Annotated in this window: 13 protein-coding genes and 1 tRNA gene; 8 read left to right on the forward strand and 6 right to left on the reverse strand. The window is 61.0% G+C overall.

Features of this window, described 5'->3' with window-relative positions:
- Positions 1-119: 119 nt before the first annotated feature.
- Positions 120-614: an SH3 domain-containing protein gene (locus KIO74_RS15090; RefSeq protein WP_249731319.1), complete on the reverse strand. Its 495-nt coding sequence runs from the start codon at positions 612-614 to the stop codon at positions 120-122.
- A gap of 602 nt (positions 615-1,216) precedes the next feature.
- Here KIO74_RS15090 and KIO74_RS15095 point away from each other — a divergent pair.
- Together KIO74_RS15095 and KIO74_RS15100 are read left to right on the forward strand one after the other, a co-directional pair.
- The gene (locus tag KIO74_RS15095; RefSeq protein ID WP_213332658.1) at positions 1,217-2,215 is read left to right on the forward strand and encodes a 2-hydroxyacid dehydrogenase; all 999 of its coding nucleotides are present in this window, start codon (positions 1,217-1,219) and stop codon (positions 2,213-2,215) included.
- The gene (locus tag KIO74_RS15100) at positions 2,212-2,949 is read left to right on the forward strand and encodes a sulfate transporter family protein (RefSeq protein WP_291979718.1); all 738 of its coding nucleotides are present in this window, start codon (positions 2,212-2,214) and stop codon (positions 2,947-2,949) included. The genes KIO74_RS15095 and KIO74_RS15100 overlap by 4 nt, the downstream gene beginning before the upstream one ends.
- A gap of 116 nt (positions 2,950-3,065) precedes the next feature.
- On the opposite strand, the gene KIO74_RS15105 is transcribed toward KIO74_RS15100, so the two are convergent.
- Positions 3,066-4,070, reverse strand: coding sequence for a complex I NDUFA9 subunit family protein (locus KIO74_RS15105; RefSeq protein ID WP_213332659.1), 1,005 nt, complete (start codon positions 4,068-4,070; stop codon positions 3,066-3,068).
- Between the two features lie 517 nt (positions 4,071-4,587).
- Here KIO74_RS15105 and KIO74_RS15110 point away from each other — a divergent pair.
- A tRNA-Leu gene (locus tag KIO74_RS15110) sits at positions 4,588-4,672 on the forward strand.
- Positions 4,673-4,769: 97 nt separating this feature from the next.
- Positions 4,770-6,485, forward strand: coding sequence for a DUF6538 domain-containing protein (locus KIO74_RS15115; protein ID WP_213332660.1), 1,716 nt, complete (start codon positions 4,770-4,772; stop codon positions 6,483-6,485).
- Here the strand turns inward: KIO74_RS15115 and KIO74_RS15120 are convergent.
- A complete protein-coding gene (locus KIO74_RS15120) occupies positions 6,449-7,009 on the reverse strand; it encodes a recombinase family protein (protein ID WP_213332661.1) in 561 nt (186 codons plus the stop codon). The two genes, KIO74_RS15115 and KIO74_RS15120, sit on opposite strands and share 37 nt — an antisense overlap.
- A gap of 457 nt (positions 7,010-7,466) precedes the next feature.
- Between KIO74_RS15120 and KIO74_RS15125 the strand changes: the two genes are divergently transcribed.
- Positions 7,467-8,495, forward strand: a complete 1,029-nt coding sequence (locus KIO74_RS15125; RefSeq protein ID WP_213332662.1) for a DUF6161 domain-containing protein — start codon at positions 7,467-7,469, stop codon at positions 8,493-8,495.
- 439 nt (positions 8,496-8,934) lie between these two features.
- On the opposite strand, the gene KIO74_RS15130 is transcribed toward KIO74_RS15125, so the two are convergent.
- Both KIO74_RS15130 and KIO74_RS15135 read right to left on the reverse strand, forming a co-directional pair.
- On the reverse strand, positions 8,935-9,828 hold the full coding sequence (locus KIO74_RS15130) for a ParB N-terminal domain-containing protein (protein ID WP_213332663.1): 894 nt from the start codon (positions 9,826-9,828) through the stop codon (positions 8,935-8,937).
- Positions 9,825-10,493 (reverse strand): hypothetical protein, encoded by a 669-nt coding sequence (locus tag KIO74_RS15135; protein ID WP_213332664.1) that lies wholly within the window; start codon positions 10,491-10,493, stop codon positions 9,825-9,827. Before KIO74_RS15135 ends, KIO74_RS15130 begins: the two co-directional genes overlap by 4 nt.
- A 305-nt stretch (positions 10,494-10,798) precedes the next feature.
- Between KIO74_RS15135 and KIO74_RS15140 the strand changes: the two genes are divergently transcribed.
- From KIO74_RS15140 to KIO74_RS15150, 3 genes are all read left to right on the forward strand, one after another.
- The gene (locus KIO74_RS15140; RefSeq protein WP_213332665.1) at positions 10,799-11,389 is read left to right on the forward strand and encodes a hypothetical protein; all 591 of its coding nucleotides are present in this window, start codon (positions 10,799-10,801) and stop codon (positions 11,387-11,389) included.
- A 261-nt stretch (positions 11,390-11,650) separates the two neighbouring features.
- Positions 11,651-11,860, forward strand: coding sequence for a hypothetical protein (locus KIO74_RS15145; RefSeq protein WP_213332666.1), 210 nt, complete (start codon positions 11,651-11,653; stop codon positions 11,858-11,860).
- A gap of 159 nt (positions 11,861-12,019) precedes the next feature.
- Complete coding sequence (locus KIO74_RS15150) at positions 12,020-13,099, forward strand: patatin-like phospholipase family protein (RefSeq protein ID WP_213332667.1); 1,080 nt, start codon at positions 12,020-12,022, stop codon at positions 13,097-13,099.
- Between the two features lie 158 nt (positions 13,100-13,257).
- Here the strand turns inward: KIO74_RS15150 and gltS are convergent, their stop codons facing one another.
- On the reverse strand, positions 13,258-14,463 hold the full coding sequence (gene gltS, locus KIO74_RS15155; protein ID WP_213332668.1) for a sodium/glutamate symporter: 1,206 nt from the start codon (positions 14,461-14,463) through the stop codon (positions 13,258-13,260).
- Between the last annotated feature and the right edge of the window lie 64 nt (positions 14,464-14,527).

A 14,527-nucleotide genomic window follows, 5' to 3' on the forward strand; every position in this document is an offset into this window, starting at 1 on the left:
CGCCGGTCGATGGACCGGGGCAACAAGTTCAGATCTCCGGAAAATCGGGAGCGCTATTGCTTTCGCGACGCGCCAATTATGGCGTGCGACCGTAGCCAGTCCGACGCGGCCGCTTGCAGTCACTTGACCTGTTCGTGCGGATAAACGCCCCAAAGGCGATCCTGCTTCATATAGCCGCCAACGTCACGCACCATGACGCTGCACCATGTGCCGTCGCAGGAGCGCACATTGGCGATGACGCCAGCCTGGAGCCGGGCGGTGACCGCCGATTTCGCGTCGGTCTGGTCGCGCATGTCAAAGGTCTGGCCCTTTTCCCAGGGCGCGACGAGCGCGGTCCGCCTGCCGGACAAGAGGCTATGCAGGACCCATCCCTCCGCACCCTCCGAATCACGAATGCGACGCCATGTCTCGAACTCGGCCGTCACTTCCACCGGCAATCCCGCGCGCTGGAAGACCCAGGTGACACGATGGTCCTTGGAAGGGCCTTCCCGCAGATTGACCCGGTCAGACTTCAAGCTGACGTAGCGAGGAACAGGCAGGCCGCTGACCGTGCCGACAGGCGTTGCGGGCTGCGCGGGCGCCGCGGCCACCTGCACGTTCTCCGTCTTGGCCAAGTTCTCCGTCTTGGCCAAGTTCTGCGTTTTGGCCAAGTTCTGCGTTTTGGCCAAGTTCTGCGTTTTGGCATTGTCCGATACGCCGGCGGTCGGCTTTTCGGCCGGCGCGCTGCTGGCGGCCCGGGCATCCTGGGTCCCATGGCTGAGAAGGGCAATGATCGGAACCGCGGCAACCGTCAGAAGGCAGGCGAGGCGCATCACGTTCGAGGATTTGATCAGCATCGTCTTCTCAGTCTGAATTCAGTGCACGCGACATCGGGAGGGGCGGGGACATGCGGCAAATGCATGAGCCCTGCCAATCTGTGCGCTACGCGTTAACGGCGGCCTAATGGGCCTGCGACGCATTATCGCCCAAACTGACAAGCCCGTTCAATTTCCACAGAACCGCCCTGCATGCAATCAGCGGGAGGGCCAGGCGGTGAAACCGCGACTTGACGGCCGGCTCCGGCTTCGCTCTCTTGCGACCTGGTTACCGTTCCGCAGGAGCACGTCCATCTGTCGCGGACTTGCTCCACTTGGAAGAGACGAGCAGATTCACCAACTTGGATTGCATCCGATGATTCAGCCTAAGTTGAACGTGCTCTGAGGCCGAGATCAAGAAGATGAGCAAGCCACAGCCTCTCGTCGTCGTTACACGTCGCCTGCCGGAACCGGTCGAAGCGCGCATGAGCGAGCTCTTCTCAGTCCAGCTCAACCGTACCGATCAGCCCTTCTCGCGGGCTGACCTCATCGCCGCCATGAAGAGCGCCGACGTGCTGGTGCCAACGATCACGGACCGGATCGATGCGGGCGTCATCGCCGAAGCCGGCGAGCAACTGCGCCTCATCGCCAATTTCGGCAATGGCGTCGACAACATCGATGTCGAGGCCGCGACAGCGCGCGGAATAACGGTCACGAACACGCCGGGCGTTCTCACCGCAGACACGGCCGACATGACCATCGCTCTCATGCTCGCTGTGGTCCGCCGCCTGCCTGAGGGCTCGCGAATCATTCCCAACGAGGAGCCCTGGGCGGGTTGGTCTCCGACCTGGATGCTCGGGCGGCGCATCACCGGCAAGCGCCTCGGCATCGTCGGCATGGGGAGGATCGGCCAGGCGCTGGCCGCCCGCGCCCGCGCCTTCGGGCTTTCGATCCATTATCACAACCGCCGGCGGCTACCGACGGACAACGAAACAGCACTCGACGCGACCTACTGGTCGAGCCTCGACCGTATGCTGGCGCGGATGGACATCGTCTCCATCCATTGCCCGCATACGCCGGCAACCTACCATCTTCTGTCGGCGCGCCGCCTGAAGCTGATGAAGCCTGACGCGGTCATCATCAACACGGCGCGTGGCGAAATCATCGACGAAACCGCCCTCATCGCCATGCTCGAAGCCGATGAGCTCAGCGGCGCGGGCCTCGATGTCTTCCAGCATCATCCGGCTGTCAATCCCCGGCTGCTGCGGCTCGCCAAGGCCAACAAGGTGGTGCTGCTGCCGCATATGGGCTCGGCCACCCTTGAGGGGCGCATCGACATGGGTGACAAGGTCATGGTCAACATCCGCGCGTTCCTTGACGGGCACAAGCCGCCAAACCGCATCCTGCCCAGCATGTTGTGATCGCCTTGTCCCTGTTCGCGTCCATTTCCCTCATAATTCAGGCTGCGATCAAGGCGGCCTCGCAGCTTCTGTCGCCGGGCTTCCGCCGCCTGCTGTGGCGCTCATTGGGACTGACGATCCTACTGCTCGCGATCGTCTGGTTCGCGCTGACGCGGGTGATCGCCCATTTCATGGACGGCAGCGACATCCTCTCAAACTATCCGCTCATCGACAGCCTGGCCTTCTTCTTCGCGGGCGTCGGCATCTTCATCGGGCTTGCCTATATCATCGCGCCCGTAACGGCTGTCGTCGCCGGCTATTTCCTCGACGATGCGGCGGCGCTGGTGGAGGAACGCCATTACCCTGCCGATCCACCGGGACAGCCCCTGTCCTTGGCCCGCTCGCTGCTCTACGGCCTGCGTTTTGCCGGGCTCGCCGTTCTGGTGAACGGCGTGGCGCTCATCCTGTTTTTCGTGCCGGTGGTGAATGTCGTGGCCTTTTTCCTGGCCAACGGCTACCTGCTCGGACGGGAGTATTTCGAACTCGCCGCCGGCCGCTTCCGGCCAATGCCGGAGGCGGCTGCCATGCGCGTTGCCAATCGCGGCACCGTCCTCATCGCGGGTTTCCTGCTCGCGGTGATGGTGGCCATTCCCATCGTCAATCTGTTCACGCCGCTGTTCGGCGTCGCCCTCATGGTGCACGTCCACAAAGGCTTGGCGGCGCGGGGCCGCGTGCCCGAAGGCGCGCCGCGCTGAAACAAATCCGCCCTGGACCGCATCAGGCGATGCCATCCAGGGCGGATAGTTTTCCGGCCGGTTTACGGGCGGGCTTCAAGTCCGCAGCAGGCGGACCTGAAGCTTATGCGGCGTGATCAGATGGTGCGGATGTCGGCGAACTGGCCGGAACGGCGATAGCGCCAGAGATAGCCCGGGACGATCGCCTCGTACGGTGTCGCCGTGACGCCGATGTCACCGAGCGTGCGGCCGGTATCGATGGCCGTCGTCGACACGACATTGTCATGGCCGAGCAGCGCGACCTGATCCCGCGTGAGCACGAGATAGTCGGGCAAGATGCCGAAGGTGAGCTTGTCGGCGAATTCGACGACACCCGCCATGAGCGATGCACCGGCCTTCGGCAGATCCACCACCAGCCGGCGACGGCCGATGACGCCGAGTGTATAATCGACGATTTCGCGGAGTGTCTTCACCTCAGGCCCGCCGAGCTCGTAGACATGGCCCTCCGCGACGGCGCCGTCGACGACACGGGCAATGGCTTCGGCGACGTCCATGACATAGACGGGCTGGAAACGTGTGGCGCCACCGGTGATCGGCACGACCGGCAGGCGGCTGCCGAGCGCCGCGAAGCGGTTGAAGAACCCGTCCTCCGGGCCGAACACCACGGACGGACGGAGGATCGTCGCCTTGGGGACATGGCTGAAGGCGGCGGCCTCTCCGGCTGCCTTGGTGCGCGCGTAGAGCGATTCAGACTGCGCGTCGGCGCCCAGCGCCGAGACATGGACGAGGCGGGCACCGGCTGCCTCGGCCGCCTCGGCCACCGCGCGGGCACCGAAGCTGTGAACCGCCGCGAAATTCTGCCGGCCGGCTTCCTTGAGCACGCCGACAAGATTGATCACCACGTCCGAACCACGCGCCGCAGCCTGAACGGATTGCTTATAGCGCAGGTTTGCCTGCACCGCGTGGATCTGTCCGACGCGGCCGAGCGGCTGCAGGAAGCCGGCCAGGTCCGGACGCCGCACCGCGACGCGGATGCGATAGCCGCGCTGGGCCAACGCCCGCACCACGTGACGACCGATGAAGCCCGATCCGCCGAAGACGGTGATGAGCTGTGAGGACGTCCCCACTACTCCCGCTGTCATCGAAAGCCTCCGCCTGTTTGGAATTGATCTCGACACGTGTTCCATAGAGCGCTTTACCGCACGAGGGAACCATGCAGCGGTGAAGAATCAATCAAATTGCACGCGCCATTGCGTCGCTGCAGCATTTTCGGCCCGTCAGGGCCGGGTTGCGGATTACACGCCCCCCTAGGCCAACGGAGATGTCAGCCGCTCTCAAGGCGATACGGTCAATGAGCCCGTCAAGCGCTCTGATCTTCGCGCCGCGCCGATACGATACGAATCGAGCCCACCGAGGCGCATCAGGCCGGGGATGCCGCGCGCCGCCCCTCTCCACAACGTCCGGCGAGACCGCGAATGCAAAAGCCTTTCCGGTGCGCGTGAAGCTGTGGCGTGGCAGCCAGGGGATAGCCGCCCCTTTGACGCCCGATGTTTTCCCATACCATCAGGCCGGATATGACCGCGGCATGACGAATGCCGTTGACAGGTGATGCGGCGACCCTCTAAAGAGCGCCTGCCGACCCCGATGGGGAGGCCACCTGCCCAGGTGGTGGAATTGGTAGACACGCAGGTTTCAGGTACCTGTGCCGCAAGGCGTGAAGGTTCGAGTCCTTTCCTGGGCACCATTGATCCGCTAAGCGATTGATGGATCGGTAAATTCTGATAGATCAGAGAGTTACGTCGCCCGAGTGCTACAAACGGGTGATACAATTGGCTCTGACGATGGCACGTCCCTTCAAGCATCGGAAGACTGGCGTCTATTGGTTCCGAAAGGCGGTCCCGCAGGACTTGCGCGGTATCATCGGCAAGACCGAGATCAACAAGACGCTAGACACCAAGGACGCCGCCGTGGCCCGAACGCGCCACGCGGAGATGGCTGTTACCGTTGAGCGTGAGTGGCAGGAGCACCGCAGGCGACAAGCTCTCCTGTCCGGCCCCATGCTGGACGAAGTGGACAACGAGACGATCGCGCGCGCTGGGAAAGTCTATTACGCCGCTCTCCTCGAAGAAGACGAGGAGGTGCGGCTCGATGGCTTCAGTGATGAGCCTCGGCTTCCCCTTGAACGGCCTGACGACCCTGAAGCGGCGAACGATCTCATAGCCCGAGATGGCTTCAAACGGCCGACCTTCGACGCGCGGCAGGCGGATCGCGAATGGCTGGACGCCCACAACCGAGCACAATGGGCTCGCGGCACCATCGATCCCTTTTATGCTGGGGAAGTGGATGAGGTCATGTCCTGGCCGCAGTTCGGCATCCGCCTCGCTCCCAACTCCCCAAGCCGTAAATTCATCGCCCGAGCCCTTCAGAGCGCAGCTATCAACGCCGAGAAGGCCCGCCGGGAGCGCGATCAGGGCGAACCTATCGAAACGCCGCTGATGCCTGAGCCTGCGGCTGCCAGTCATTCAAGACCAGAACGCGCATCCTCGAAGCCGAAGAATGGGGAAACAATCACATCGCTGCTGGCCGACTGGTGGAAGGAAGCCCAAGCCACGGGGACGAAACCCAGCACGTATGACAGCTACGCGCGTACGGTGAAGTATTTCATCACCTTCCTCGGGCACGACGACGCAACCCATGTGGCTCCTGCGGACGTGGTGGCATTCAAGGATCACCGCTTGGCGTCGATCAACCCGAGGACCAACAAGCCGGTTTTACCCAAGACCGTCATGGATAGCGATCTTGTGGCGCTGAAGTCCCTGTTCGGCTGGGCTGTGATCAACCACCGGGTGCCCTCGAACCCGGCAACCGGCATTTCCATCAAGCGCGCCCGAGTACGCAATCTCCAGCGTGACCCCGGCTTCACGGATGAGGAAGCTGCCGCCCTTCTGAAGGCTGCGGACCTGTATACTCCGGGCAATGAGCATCCGAAAACCGCTGCGGGCAAACGATGGCTGCCTTGGCTCATGGCGTACACTGGCGCTCGGGTAGGCGAAGTTGCTCAGCTTCGGAAGCAAGACATAAAGCTGGTAGACGGTATGTGGATCATCCACATCACCCCGGAGGCGGGAACCGTGAAGACCGACAAGCCTCGATGGGTTACCGTACACCTCCATCTGATCGAGAAGGGATTTCCCGAGTTTGTGACTTCGGCATCACCCGGCCACTTGTTCCTCACGCCATCTGCCGAGGGGGACGTGTTGGGGCCACTTCAAGGCTTGAAGAACAGGCTTGCCGAGCTGGCGCGCAGCATCGTAACGGACCCTAGGGTGGCCCCCAACCACGGCTGGCGTCACCGCTTTCGTGCTCAATGGCGACTGGCCGAGCTGTCGATGGACGATAACGAGTTCATTCAAGGGTGGAGTTCAGGAAAGAGCAGCGCCCGATATGGCATGACTCATTACGTAATGGTCGCGAAGTCGATGGCGAAATTTCCTCGGCAAGACATCACCCGCAGTGCCCCTCAAGACGCGGTGCCTGCTCCAGTCAACACCCTGTGAACTGACGCCTTGCCGATCTCGAGGCGCCTCGCGATCTCCGACAGGCTGACCCCTTGAGCCGATAGGGCCTTGATCTCCTCAGCCTTGGCCCTCGCGGTCGGCTTCCGGCCCTTGTACTTGCCATCGGCCTTCGCCTTGGCGATGCCTTCGCGTTGCCGCTCCAGCATCATTTCGCGCTCGAACTCCGCAACACCCCCAAGGACGCTGAGCATGAGCTTGCCCGTGGGTGTGGTCGTATCGATGCCGAGATTGAGGATGCGGATGGCAACGTCCTTCGCCTGAAGGGCACGGACGATCTCCCACATGTGGGGAACCGAACGGGCCAGCCGGTCCAGCTTGGTGACCACGAAGGTATCGCCCTTGCGACAGTACGCGATGGCCTCTTCAAGGCCCTTCCTGGAGCCTACTGAGCTTGTCTGCTCCCTGAAGACCTGCTCACACCCGAGGGCTTCCAAGTCCCTGACCTGGGCCTCCAGGCCCGCTTCCTGCTCGACTGTGCTTGTTCTCGCGTACCCGACCAGCATGACCCGCCATCCGTTCCAATGAAGTCTTAGACAACGTGAGGCCGACCGTTCCGAAAGTCAATACTATTTATACGGAACGGCAAAGCTCATGCCTTGGAACGACTCACTGGGGCTTGGCCTATCGGAACGACGAGTTTTGCGAGATCGACGATGCGTAGGAACTCCTTCGTGAGCAGACAATTGGAAAGCGGATCGAAATCTTCACCGGCATACGTGGAACCGGCGCGGAAACACCTGCGTGCGGTCATTTACCTTCACTTTTGGCAGGACAAGGACCTACCGAGGCCCCCACTGGGGGAACCTCAAAGCAGGCAACTGATCGATCCTGTGTCAAACTTTTTCCGGGGAAATTTTGGATGTCCGACTCGGGGCTCAAGCGGGCCGTGAGGAAGAGTGCCCTTTACCGTGAGTGCGAGTTGTTAGAGCATAGCAGAAGGTGGACGGTCGGGGGGGGGAAATGATGGCTGCCGAAATGCTTGTCGAAGCGAGCAAATCACTTGAGAGAGTTCAACAATTCGATGCAGAGCAGTTGCCTCGACGCGACGTTCTCGGTTCAAGCCTATCATTCGACGCCGCCGTAGAACCCGCTAAGCGGATCATCGGACTTTTCCAGCAACTCCCAATCGAGCACCTGAAAGACCTCCCCACTGGATCACTTCAGCAAATCCGCGATCTGGCAAATAGCTTTTACAGCACGCTACAAAGCATATTGCAGTTCTCTACCGAAACTGATGGGAACCCGGCTGCTCTCCGACAGCAGTACATCGAGTCGCTCAAAAGGTTATACGATGATATTTTTAACATTGTTCATCCGTTAGTAGGGTACCTCACCAGTCGCCAGCGCGACTTTGGTGCACTGGAGCGCGCAGCTCGGGCTGCCGTACAGTCTGCGACGGATCAGGCCGGTTTAGTCATGGAGCAATTCGCTAAGGATCGCGAGGAAGTTCAGCGTATCCTCAACGAAGTTAGGCAGGCTGCCGCCGAACAGGGCGTGTCGCAGCAAGCCATCTATTTCAAGGATGAAGCCGAAAAGCACGAGACCTCGGCGGACAAATGGCGGACCTACACGGTCCGTACCGCGATTGGTCTAGGCGGGTTCGCTGCTGTCAGCGTATTTCTTCACAAAATCCCGTGGATCACCCCAACAACGACATATGAAGCTGTACAGGTTGGGTTGAGCAAGTTGCTGATATTTGGCGTGATCGCCTATATGGTGGCGCTGTGTGCCAGGAACTTCCTTTCGCACAAGCACAACGGCATCGTGAACCGACACCGTCAGAATGCCTTGCTGACCTTCAAATCACTCACGGATGCCGCCAGCGGCGAAGACCGACGCGATGTCGTTCTGACGCATGCAGCAGCCTGCATCTTCAGCCCTCAGGACACCGGCTACACTCGTGCATCAGGCGGCCAAGACAACTATTCCGCGACTAAGTTGATAGAGGTCTTACCCAAGCTGTCCTCATCTAGCGGCGGTTCCAGCTAGCGGAGCTAAGGCCGAAGCGGCTCATCGCTGGGCTGATAAGTCCACACTTGCCCATCGCTTAACGCTATCAGTTAATCTGAGGGTGTCTCCGAGGACGAAATCAGCTCGCCTCGACACTGCCGCACTCACAGCTAACTTCAGATCTCACCACCCAAGGCCAGCTTCTCCAAGGTTAAGAGAAGCGAGATTTCGTCCCAGCATCGTCTCCCGAAAAGTCCACCCGGATGGTCATGGACAAAATGGTGGCGAGTTTGTTCGGCATACTGGCTCACCAGCCTTAGAGGTCATCTCCGGCGATGCTTCTCCGCTGGAGCGACCACACAGCTCTTAACGATCGGCTGAGAGTAATTCTCTCGCTGATTGAGCGGAATTTTTCTTTATCTTACAAAGACTAACAACCCGCGCTGTTGCCTCTAAGTGTCCCAATGGGACAGCAGAGCTAGAAATCTTGGCCGTCCATTGACGCGTCATCGACCTGCCCCCAGCGAGCGCTGAGTTCGTCTTCCTCTTCATGGCGCGCCTGAAGCTCCTTCAACGCGCTGGCTAGAAGCCCAACGAGCTCATCCCGATCGGCCCAACTGGTTGCCTCATCGAACGCCAGGAAGAGGCTCGATAAGTTCTCTCGGGCTCCCGCAAGGGCGTCCTTGCGACGCTTCAGGGCCTGTAGGCCACCTTCGGGTTTGGGCGCATCCTCATTCGCCATCCGCTCGGCGACGGCACGATGGTCCTCCCGTATCCAGCGAAAGACACTAGACTTTGGGGCGCCTAGAACCTCCGCGATGTCGCGATAGCTCTTGAGCGAACCATTCGCGTTGATGTGCCTGCGCGCGTGGATGTAGGCCTTCAGTACGTCACGCAGGCCTCGCGCTTTAAGGGGCTGCCCGTGCCTGAGATTAGCTTCGGCCGCCAACCATCTGGCCTGCCGCCGCGTCGTCCTGATAACGTAGGCCTCAATTTCCTGCCTACCATCCATCTGATGGACATTATACCGGTGATGGCCATCGATGATGGCAAGCGAGGTCTCAAAGCCGCCATGTTCCTCGTGGGCTTCAAGTGCCGCAATTACAATTGGGTCCAACCGTGTGCCCGATCGCAGGACTCCTGCCAGCCGCGTCAGGTTGCGCGAGTCAAGGCCATCCCTGATCTGAAACACGGGGTCGCGTCGGATATCCCCGAGCGGCACGCTGTAGGGTCCCAGCGGCTGCTCCCGTTCGGCCCCAGCAAGGTCCTTCCTGAGCCGCTCCCACTTGAACGTCGTTGCGCTTGGGTGCTTCCGTGAGCTGAAGATGCCGCCTGCTCCCTCGTCATCAACGCCCGACCTCTTCTTTCTCATTCCAGTCCCTTCAGCGCCTCATGCAAGGCGTTCACTTCATCCTGCTGCTTCTGCCTGTCCCGCTCTTCCAGCTTCGCGAGATGGATGCCAGCGCCCCCGAATGCCTCAGCCAGCCACTGCCCGATGATCACAGCCGCTTTCGGTGCGAGGTCCTTGTAAACCCGCTTTGTCTTACCGGTCTTGTGATCGTACCACTCGCCCGCATTGACCTCGGCCAGTCCCCGCACACGCCGCACCAGTTGCATCCTGAAGCCTGCATCGCTGGGGAACCGGTGAGGCTGGTCCTGCTGCATCATGAACATCGCGAGCACCGTATGGATCACCTCGCGCGGCTCCAGGGGTTCCCCGAGGGTGACGATGGCATGGGCCGCGATCCGCTCATACCGGACCATAGGCTGTCCCCGCTGATAGGCGGCTAGAACACCCCGCGCGTGACTTTGGAGGGCCTCCCAGCGTTCCTCAAGCTGCGCCCATAGGGGGCTGCTCTTGTTCTTCTCCACCCGCCTCACGACCTGCCTGAGATAAGGCGCGAGCTGGGCCTTGGTGACTGCCTCCTGATCGACCGCGCCATGACGCCGCAACCGTGCGCGATGGGTGGTGCAATATGGGCTGTATCGGGAGGTGGTCTGCGAGGAGCAACCGGGTGCTCGACAAAGGCGACTCATGCAAAGCTCAATATCTGCGGCCCTGCCTAGCCAGACAGAGACGGAAATGAATAGCGGGTGCAGGTGGTGATGGCCAGAGCGCGCCGTTTGATGAGTCGGAGACGGTGCTGCGATTAGGGTAAGGCCTATGAGCCAGGAGGGCTACGCATTAAGCTTGGCCTCGCCTAAGGGGGAAGGGGAAGCTTATGTGTGACAAGGACACGCTACCGCAACACCCGACGGAAGTCGCCGATGAAGTGGCATATAGGACAGCTCGCGCCACGGTTGGGGTAGTCCCATTCGCCGGTACGTTCCTCCAAGAGCTGATGGACGTTGCCATTGGTTCTCCACTCGAGAAGCGGCGTACGGATTGGTTTAGATCACTTGCAGCCGAAGTGGCACGGCTTCGGGAGCAATCGGAGAGCTTCGATCCGCATCTTCTCGCGGGCAAACCAGAGTTTGTTAGCGCAGTCTACGAAGCTACGACGATAGCCATGAAGACCCACCACGAGGAGAAGCTAGCGGCTCTTCGAAATGCCGTGCTGAATGTAGGACTTGGCGCCGGTCCTAGCGAATTATTTCGCGGCCAGTTTATGCATTATCTGGACCGATTTTCCGTGTCCCACATAATGATGCTTCGAGCGCTGCATTCACCCGACAGCTATGGAACGATGGCAGAGGTCACCATGAATTTTCAAGGAAAGCGGGAGGACGGGAACCTACAGCGTGCGCTTGCGGCTACATTCCCAGAACTAAGCGAGGCAGGACTACTCTCCCAAGTTTTTAGCCAACTTCGAGACGAAGGTTTAGTCAGCATCAACATGGGCAACACCAATGTTGGGATGCGGTCGGGCTTAACAGGACTTGGCGAGGCGTTCCTTGAGTTCATTTCGGGACAGGACTTCTCTGACGCCTGATGTCCTCCGTCGCGACACGGAGGAGTGGCAATCGTTCAGCTCCTCGCCACCACGAACAGTAGCTACGAATGGACGTAACTACAACAGAGTGCTACAGAGAACGAATGGGGCGTAACGTAACTAGCTGTTTTTAAATGAGTTTACCTGGCTGATAGCCAGTCCTTTCCTGGGCACCATGATCTCTTGAACGCCTTGCGCAGCAAGAACTTCAAGGCACGTAAGGGTTTCTGTCTCTCGCCCTGGTACACAGGAGAGGCACACATGGTCATCGCGATGTCGCAGCCCTGGAAGCACCCGGACACCGGCGTGTTGTATTTCCGTGGCCGCGTTTCCGCTGAGCTCATCGAGACGTTGAAGAACCAAAAACTCACCGTTCGTGTGGGCGATACCTACCGCACGTTCACCGTTGCGGCCATGGGCGTTAACGTAACTCGCAGAAACACCCATCCTGCTTCTCCAAGCAGGCTTTAGCTTTCCAACGCCTCGTTGGTACACTGGTAAAGTAAGGACGGGACTTGGCACGTAGCAGGTTGGTTCCTGGGTATGCCGGACACATCGTAACGCCCTGGGATAAGGCCGCGGATCAAAACGGGTATCAGCTTCCCCAGCTCCTCACCGGAGTTAACCATCATGAAACGCCGGAATTTCCTCAAAGCATCCGCGTTAGTGCCTGTCTCCGTCGGTGCGGCGGCGATCTCGCCGGTTCTTGCCCAGACACCAACACCGCTGGAAGCGATGACCACGCAGGTCAGCGACAGTCTGTTCGCCTCCGACGGCCTCGCCGTCCCGGTCCCCGACAAGCCGGTGCCCTCGCGATTCGCTGCCGGGCTCGACCGCACGCTGGTGCTCGGTGGCGGCGGTGAATACTACGTCGCATGGTATTGTGGTTTCTTCCACGGCCTGCTCGAACTCGGCGTCGATCCGGCGGCCCTCGCCGAGATGGTGGTGGGCACCTCGGCCGGTTCCTATGCCGGCTCTTCGCTCACGTCCGGGCATTTCCTGCGAATGCGCAGCGAGATCGAGTTCTTCGGGCAGTTTCCAAGCCTGTTCGCCAAGCTCGCGCCGCTCTCCGCCCCCAATGCCAGCCAGAAGCGCGCGCAAGAGATCAACTTCAAGGTCACCAGCGGTGATGCCGCTTCGATCCGCGCCATCGGCCATGCGGCGCTGGCGGCGGACAACCACGTCAATGGCGGGGCCGTCGAGCGGTTAGCGTGGCTTCTGACGGGAGACAGCCGCACCGACTGGCCGGTCGCCAAGATGTTCACCACCGCCAATGATTGCTACACCGGCGAACGTCTGGTGGTGCATCAGGATGTGGCCCGCAAGAATGGCATTCCGCTCGCCCATGCCGCCGCCGCCAGTTCCTCGCTGCCTGGGGTTATGGGACCGACGCTGCTGGGGCAGCGCTATTGCATGGATGGCGGCATCTCCAAGACCTGGGCGCACACCGATCTGGTTGCCGGCTCGAAGCGCGCGCTCATCATCACCCTGACCAATGGCTATGAGGGCAGCCTGCTCACCGGCATTCCTCACGATATCCATAAGGAAATAGCGACGCTGGAGGCGACCGGCACCAAAGCGATGCTGATCATCGCCGGCACGCCACCGGGCGTGAACCTGCTCGATCCCGGCCAGATCGCTCCCGCGATCAAGGCAGGTTATGAGCGCGCCAAGATCGAGGCGCCGAAGATCAAGGACTTCTGGGCCTAGCCGCGGTTATTTCGGATTTTTGTGTTCCTCTGACGCGCTTCGATCCTGAATTCGGTAGGCGGGCGGATGGCGTGTCGATCGCTGGCAATGCCAAAATACGCCATGGCGCCCCCGCAATGCCCATGCCGGGTGCCTCTCGACCGGTTGCCACGCGGGCGTCAGCGCACCATGAAGCCGATGGCCACCGCATTGGCGATGTCGATGAAGAAGGCGGAGACGAGCGGCAGGATGATGAAGGCGATGGGGGCCGCGCCATGCACCTTCGTCACCGCGGTCATATTGGCGATGGCGGTGGGTGTCGCGCCGAGGGAAATACCGCTGAACCCGGCCGAAACCACGGCCGCGTCGTAGTCGCGGCCCATGGCGGGGAAGACCACGAACAGGATGTAGGCTACCGCCGCAACGGTCTGCACGCCGAGCACGAGAAGCAGGGCCGGGCCGAGATCACCGAGCGTCCATAGCTGCATGCTCATCAGCGACATGGCGAGGAAGACGCTCAGCGACAGGTCGGAGACGAGCGACAACGCCTTTGTCCGCGTAGGCCAGAGCAGCCCGCGGAAGACGTAAGGGATGGTGTTGGTCATGACGATCGCGACCATCAGGCAGGCGACGAAGAGCGGAAGATTGATGCCGAGTTCTTCCAACAGCTCATCCACGGTGAAGCCGATCAGAATGGCGATGTTGAGCACCAGGATAGTCCGCAGCAGGCTCACAGCGCTCACGTCATTCCGCACGTGCCCGTCAGGGTCATCCGGCAGGCCAACGATAGGGGCCTTCTCGAGGGGACCGCTCAGGCCATAGCGCGCTATGAGCAGGCGCGCGACGGGGCCGCCCACCAGGCTCGCGATGACAAGGCCGAGCGTGGCGCTGGCAATGCCGACCTCCAGCGCCTGGGGTATCCCGAAACGCTGCTCGATGATCGGCGCCCAGGCGATCGTCGTGCCATGGCCACCGATCAGGGAGGCCGAGCCCAGAAACGCCGCGAGCCCGTCCGGCAGGCCAAGCAGGGCGACGCTGCCGACCGCGATGATGTTCTGCAGGACGAGAAAAACGATGGTGATCGCCAGCAGGATGGCGAGTCGACGCCCGCCCGCCATGAGGTCCGACAGGCGGGCGTTCAGCCCGATCCCCGTGAAGAAATAGAGGAGCAGCATGTCGCGCGCCTCGAGATCGAAGGTAACCGCGGTATCGAAGAGATGGTAGGCCGCGAGCGTCACGACCGCGGCTATGAGGCCGCCGGTGACCGCCTCTGGAATATTCCAGCGTCGCAGCGGCTCAACCACCCGATTGAGCCCCGCTCCGGTAAAGTACACCAAGATGGCGATAGTGAAGGACAGTAGTCCCGGAACGGCGATCGTTGTCATGTCCGCTCTTAGAGCAAAGGACACGATGCCAGGCAACTGTTGGTTGCGACTTCATTGGCTCGCC

This window comes from Chelatococcus sp. HY11 (genome assembly GCF_018398335.1).
Taxonomy (GTDB): domain Bacteria; phylum Pseudomonadota; class Alphaproteobacteria; order Rhizobiales; family Beijerinckiaceae; genus Chelatococcus.

Excerpts from the sequence above, each read along its gene's own strand:
- KIO74_RS15095 (WP_213332658.1), top strand. The coding sequence starts at position 1,217 with ATGAGCAAGCCACAGCCTCTCGTCGTCGTTACACGTCGCCTGCCGGAA.
- KIO74_RS15105 (WP_213332659.1), bottom strand. The coding sequence starts at position 4,070 with ATGACAGCGGGAGTAGTGGGGACGTCCTCACAGCTCATCACCGTCTTC.
- KIO74_RS15115 (WP_213332660.1), top strand. The coding sequence starts at position 4,770 with ATGGCACGTCCCTTCAAGCATCGGAAGACTGGCGTCTATTGGTTCCGA.
- KIO74_RS15120 (WP_213332661.1), bottom strand. The coding sequence starts at position 7,009 with ATGCTGGTCGGGTACGCGAGAACAAGCACAGTCGAGCAGGAAGCGGGC.
- KIO74_RS15125 (WP_213332662.1), top strand. The coding sequence starts at position 7,467 with ATGATGGCTGCCGAAATGCTTGTCGAAGCGAGCAAATCACTTGAGAGA.
- KIO74_RS15130 (WP_213332663.1), bottom strand. The coding sequence starts at position 9,828 with ATGAGAAAGAAGAGGTCGGGCGTTGATGACGAGGGAGCAGGCGGCATC.
- KIO74_RS15135 (WP_213332664.1), bottom strand. The coding sequence starts at position 10,493 with ATGAGTCGCCTTTGTCGAGCACCCGGTTGCTCCTCGCAGACCACCTCC.
- KIO74_RS15140 (WP_213332665.1), top strand. The coding sequence starts at position 10,799 with ATGGACGTTGCCATTGGTTCTCCACTCGAGAAGCGGCGTACGGATTGG.
- KIO74_RS15145 (WP_213332666.1), top strand. The coding sequence starts at position 11,651 with ATGGTCATCGCGATGTCGCAGCCCTGGAAGCACCCGGACACCGGCGTG.
- KIO74_RS15150 (WP_213332667.1), top strand. The coding sequence starts at position 12,020 with ATGAAACGCCGGAATTTCCTCAAAGCATCCGCGTTAGTGCCTGTCTCC.
- gltS (WP_213332668.1), bottom strand. The coding sequence starts at position 14,463 with ATGACAACGATCGCCGTTCCGGGACTACTGTCCTTCACTATCGCCATC.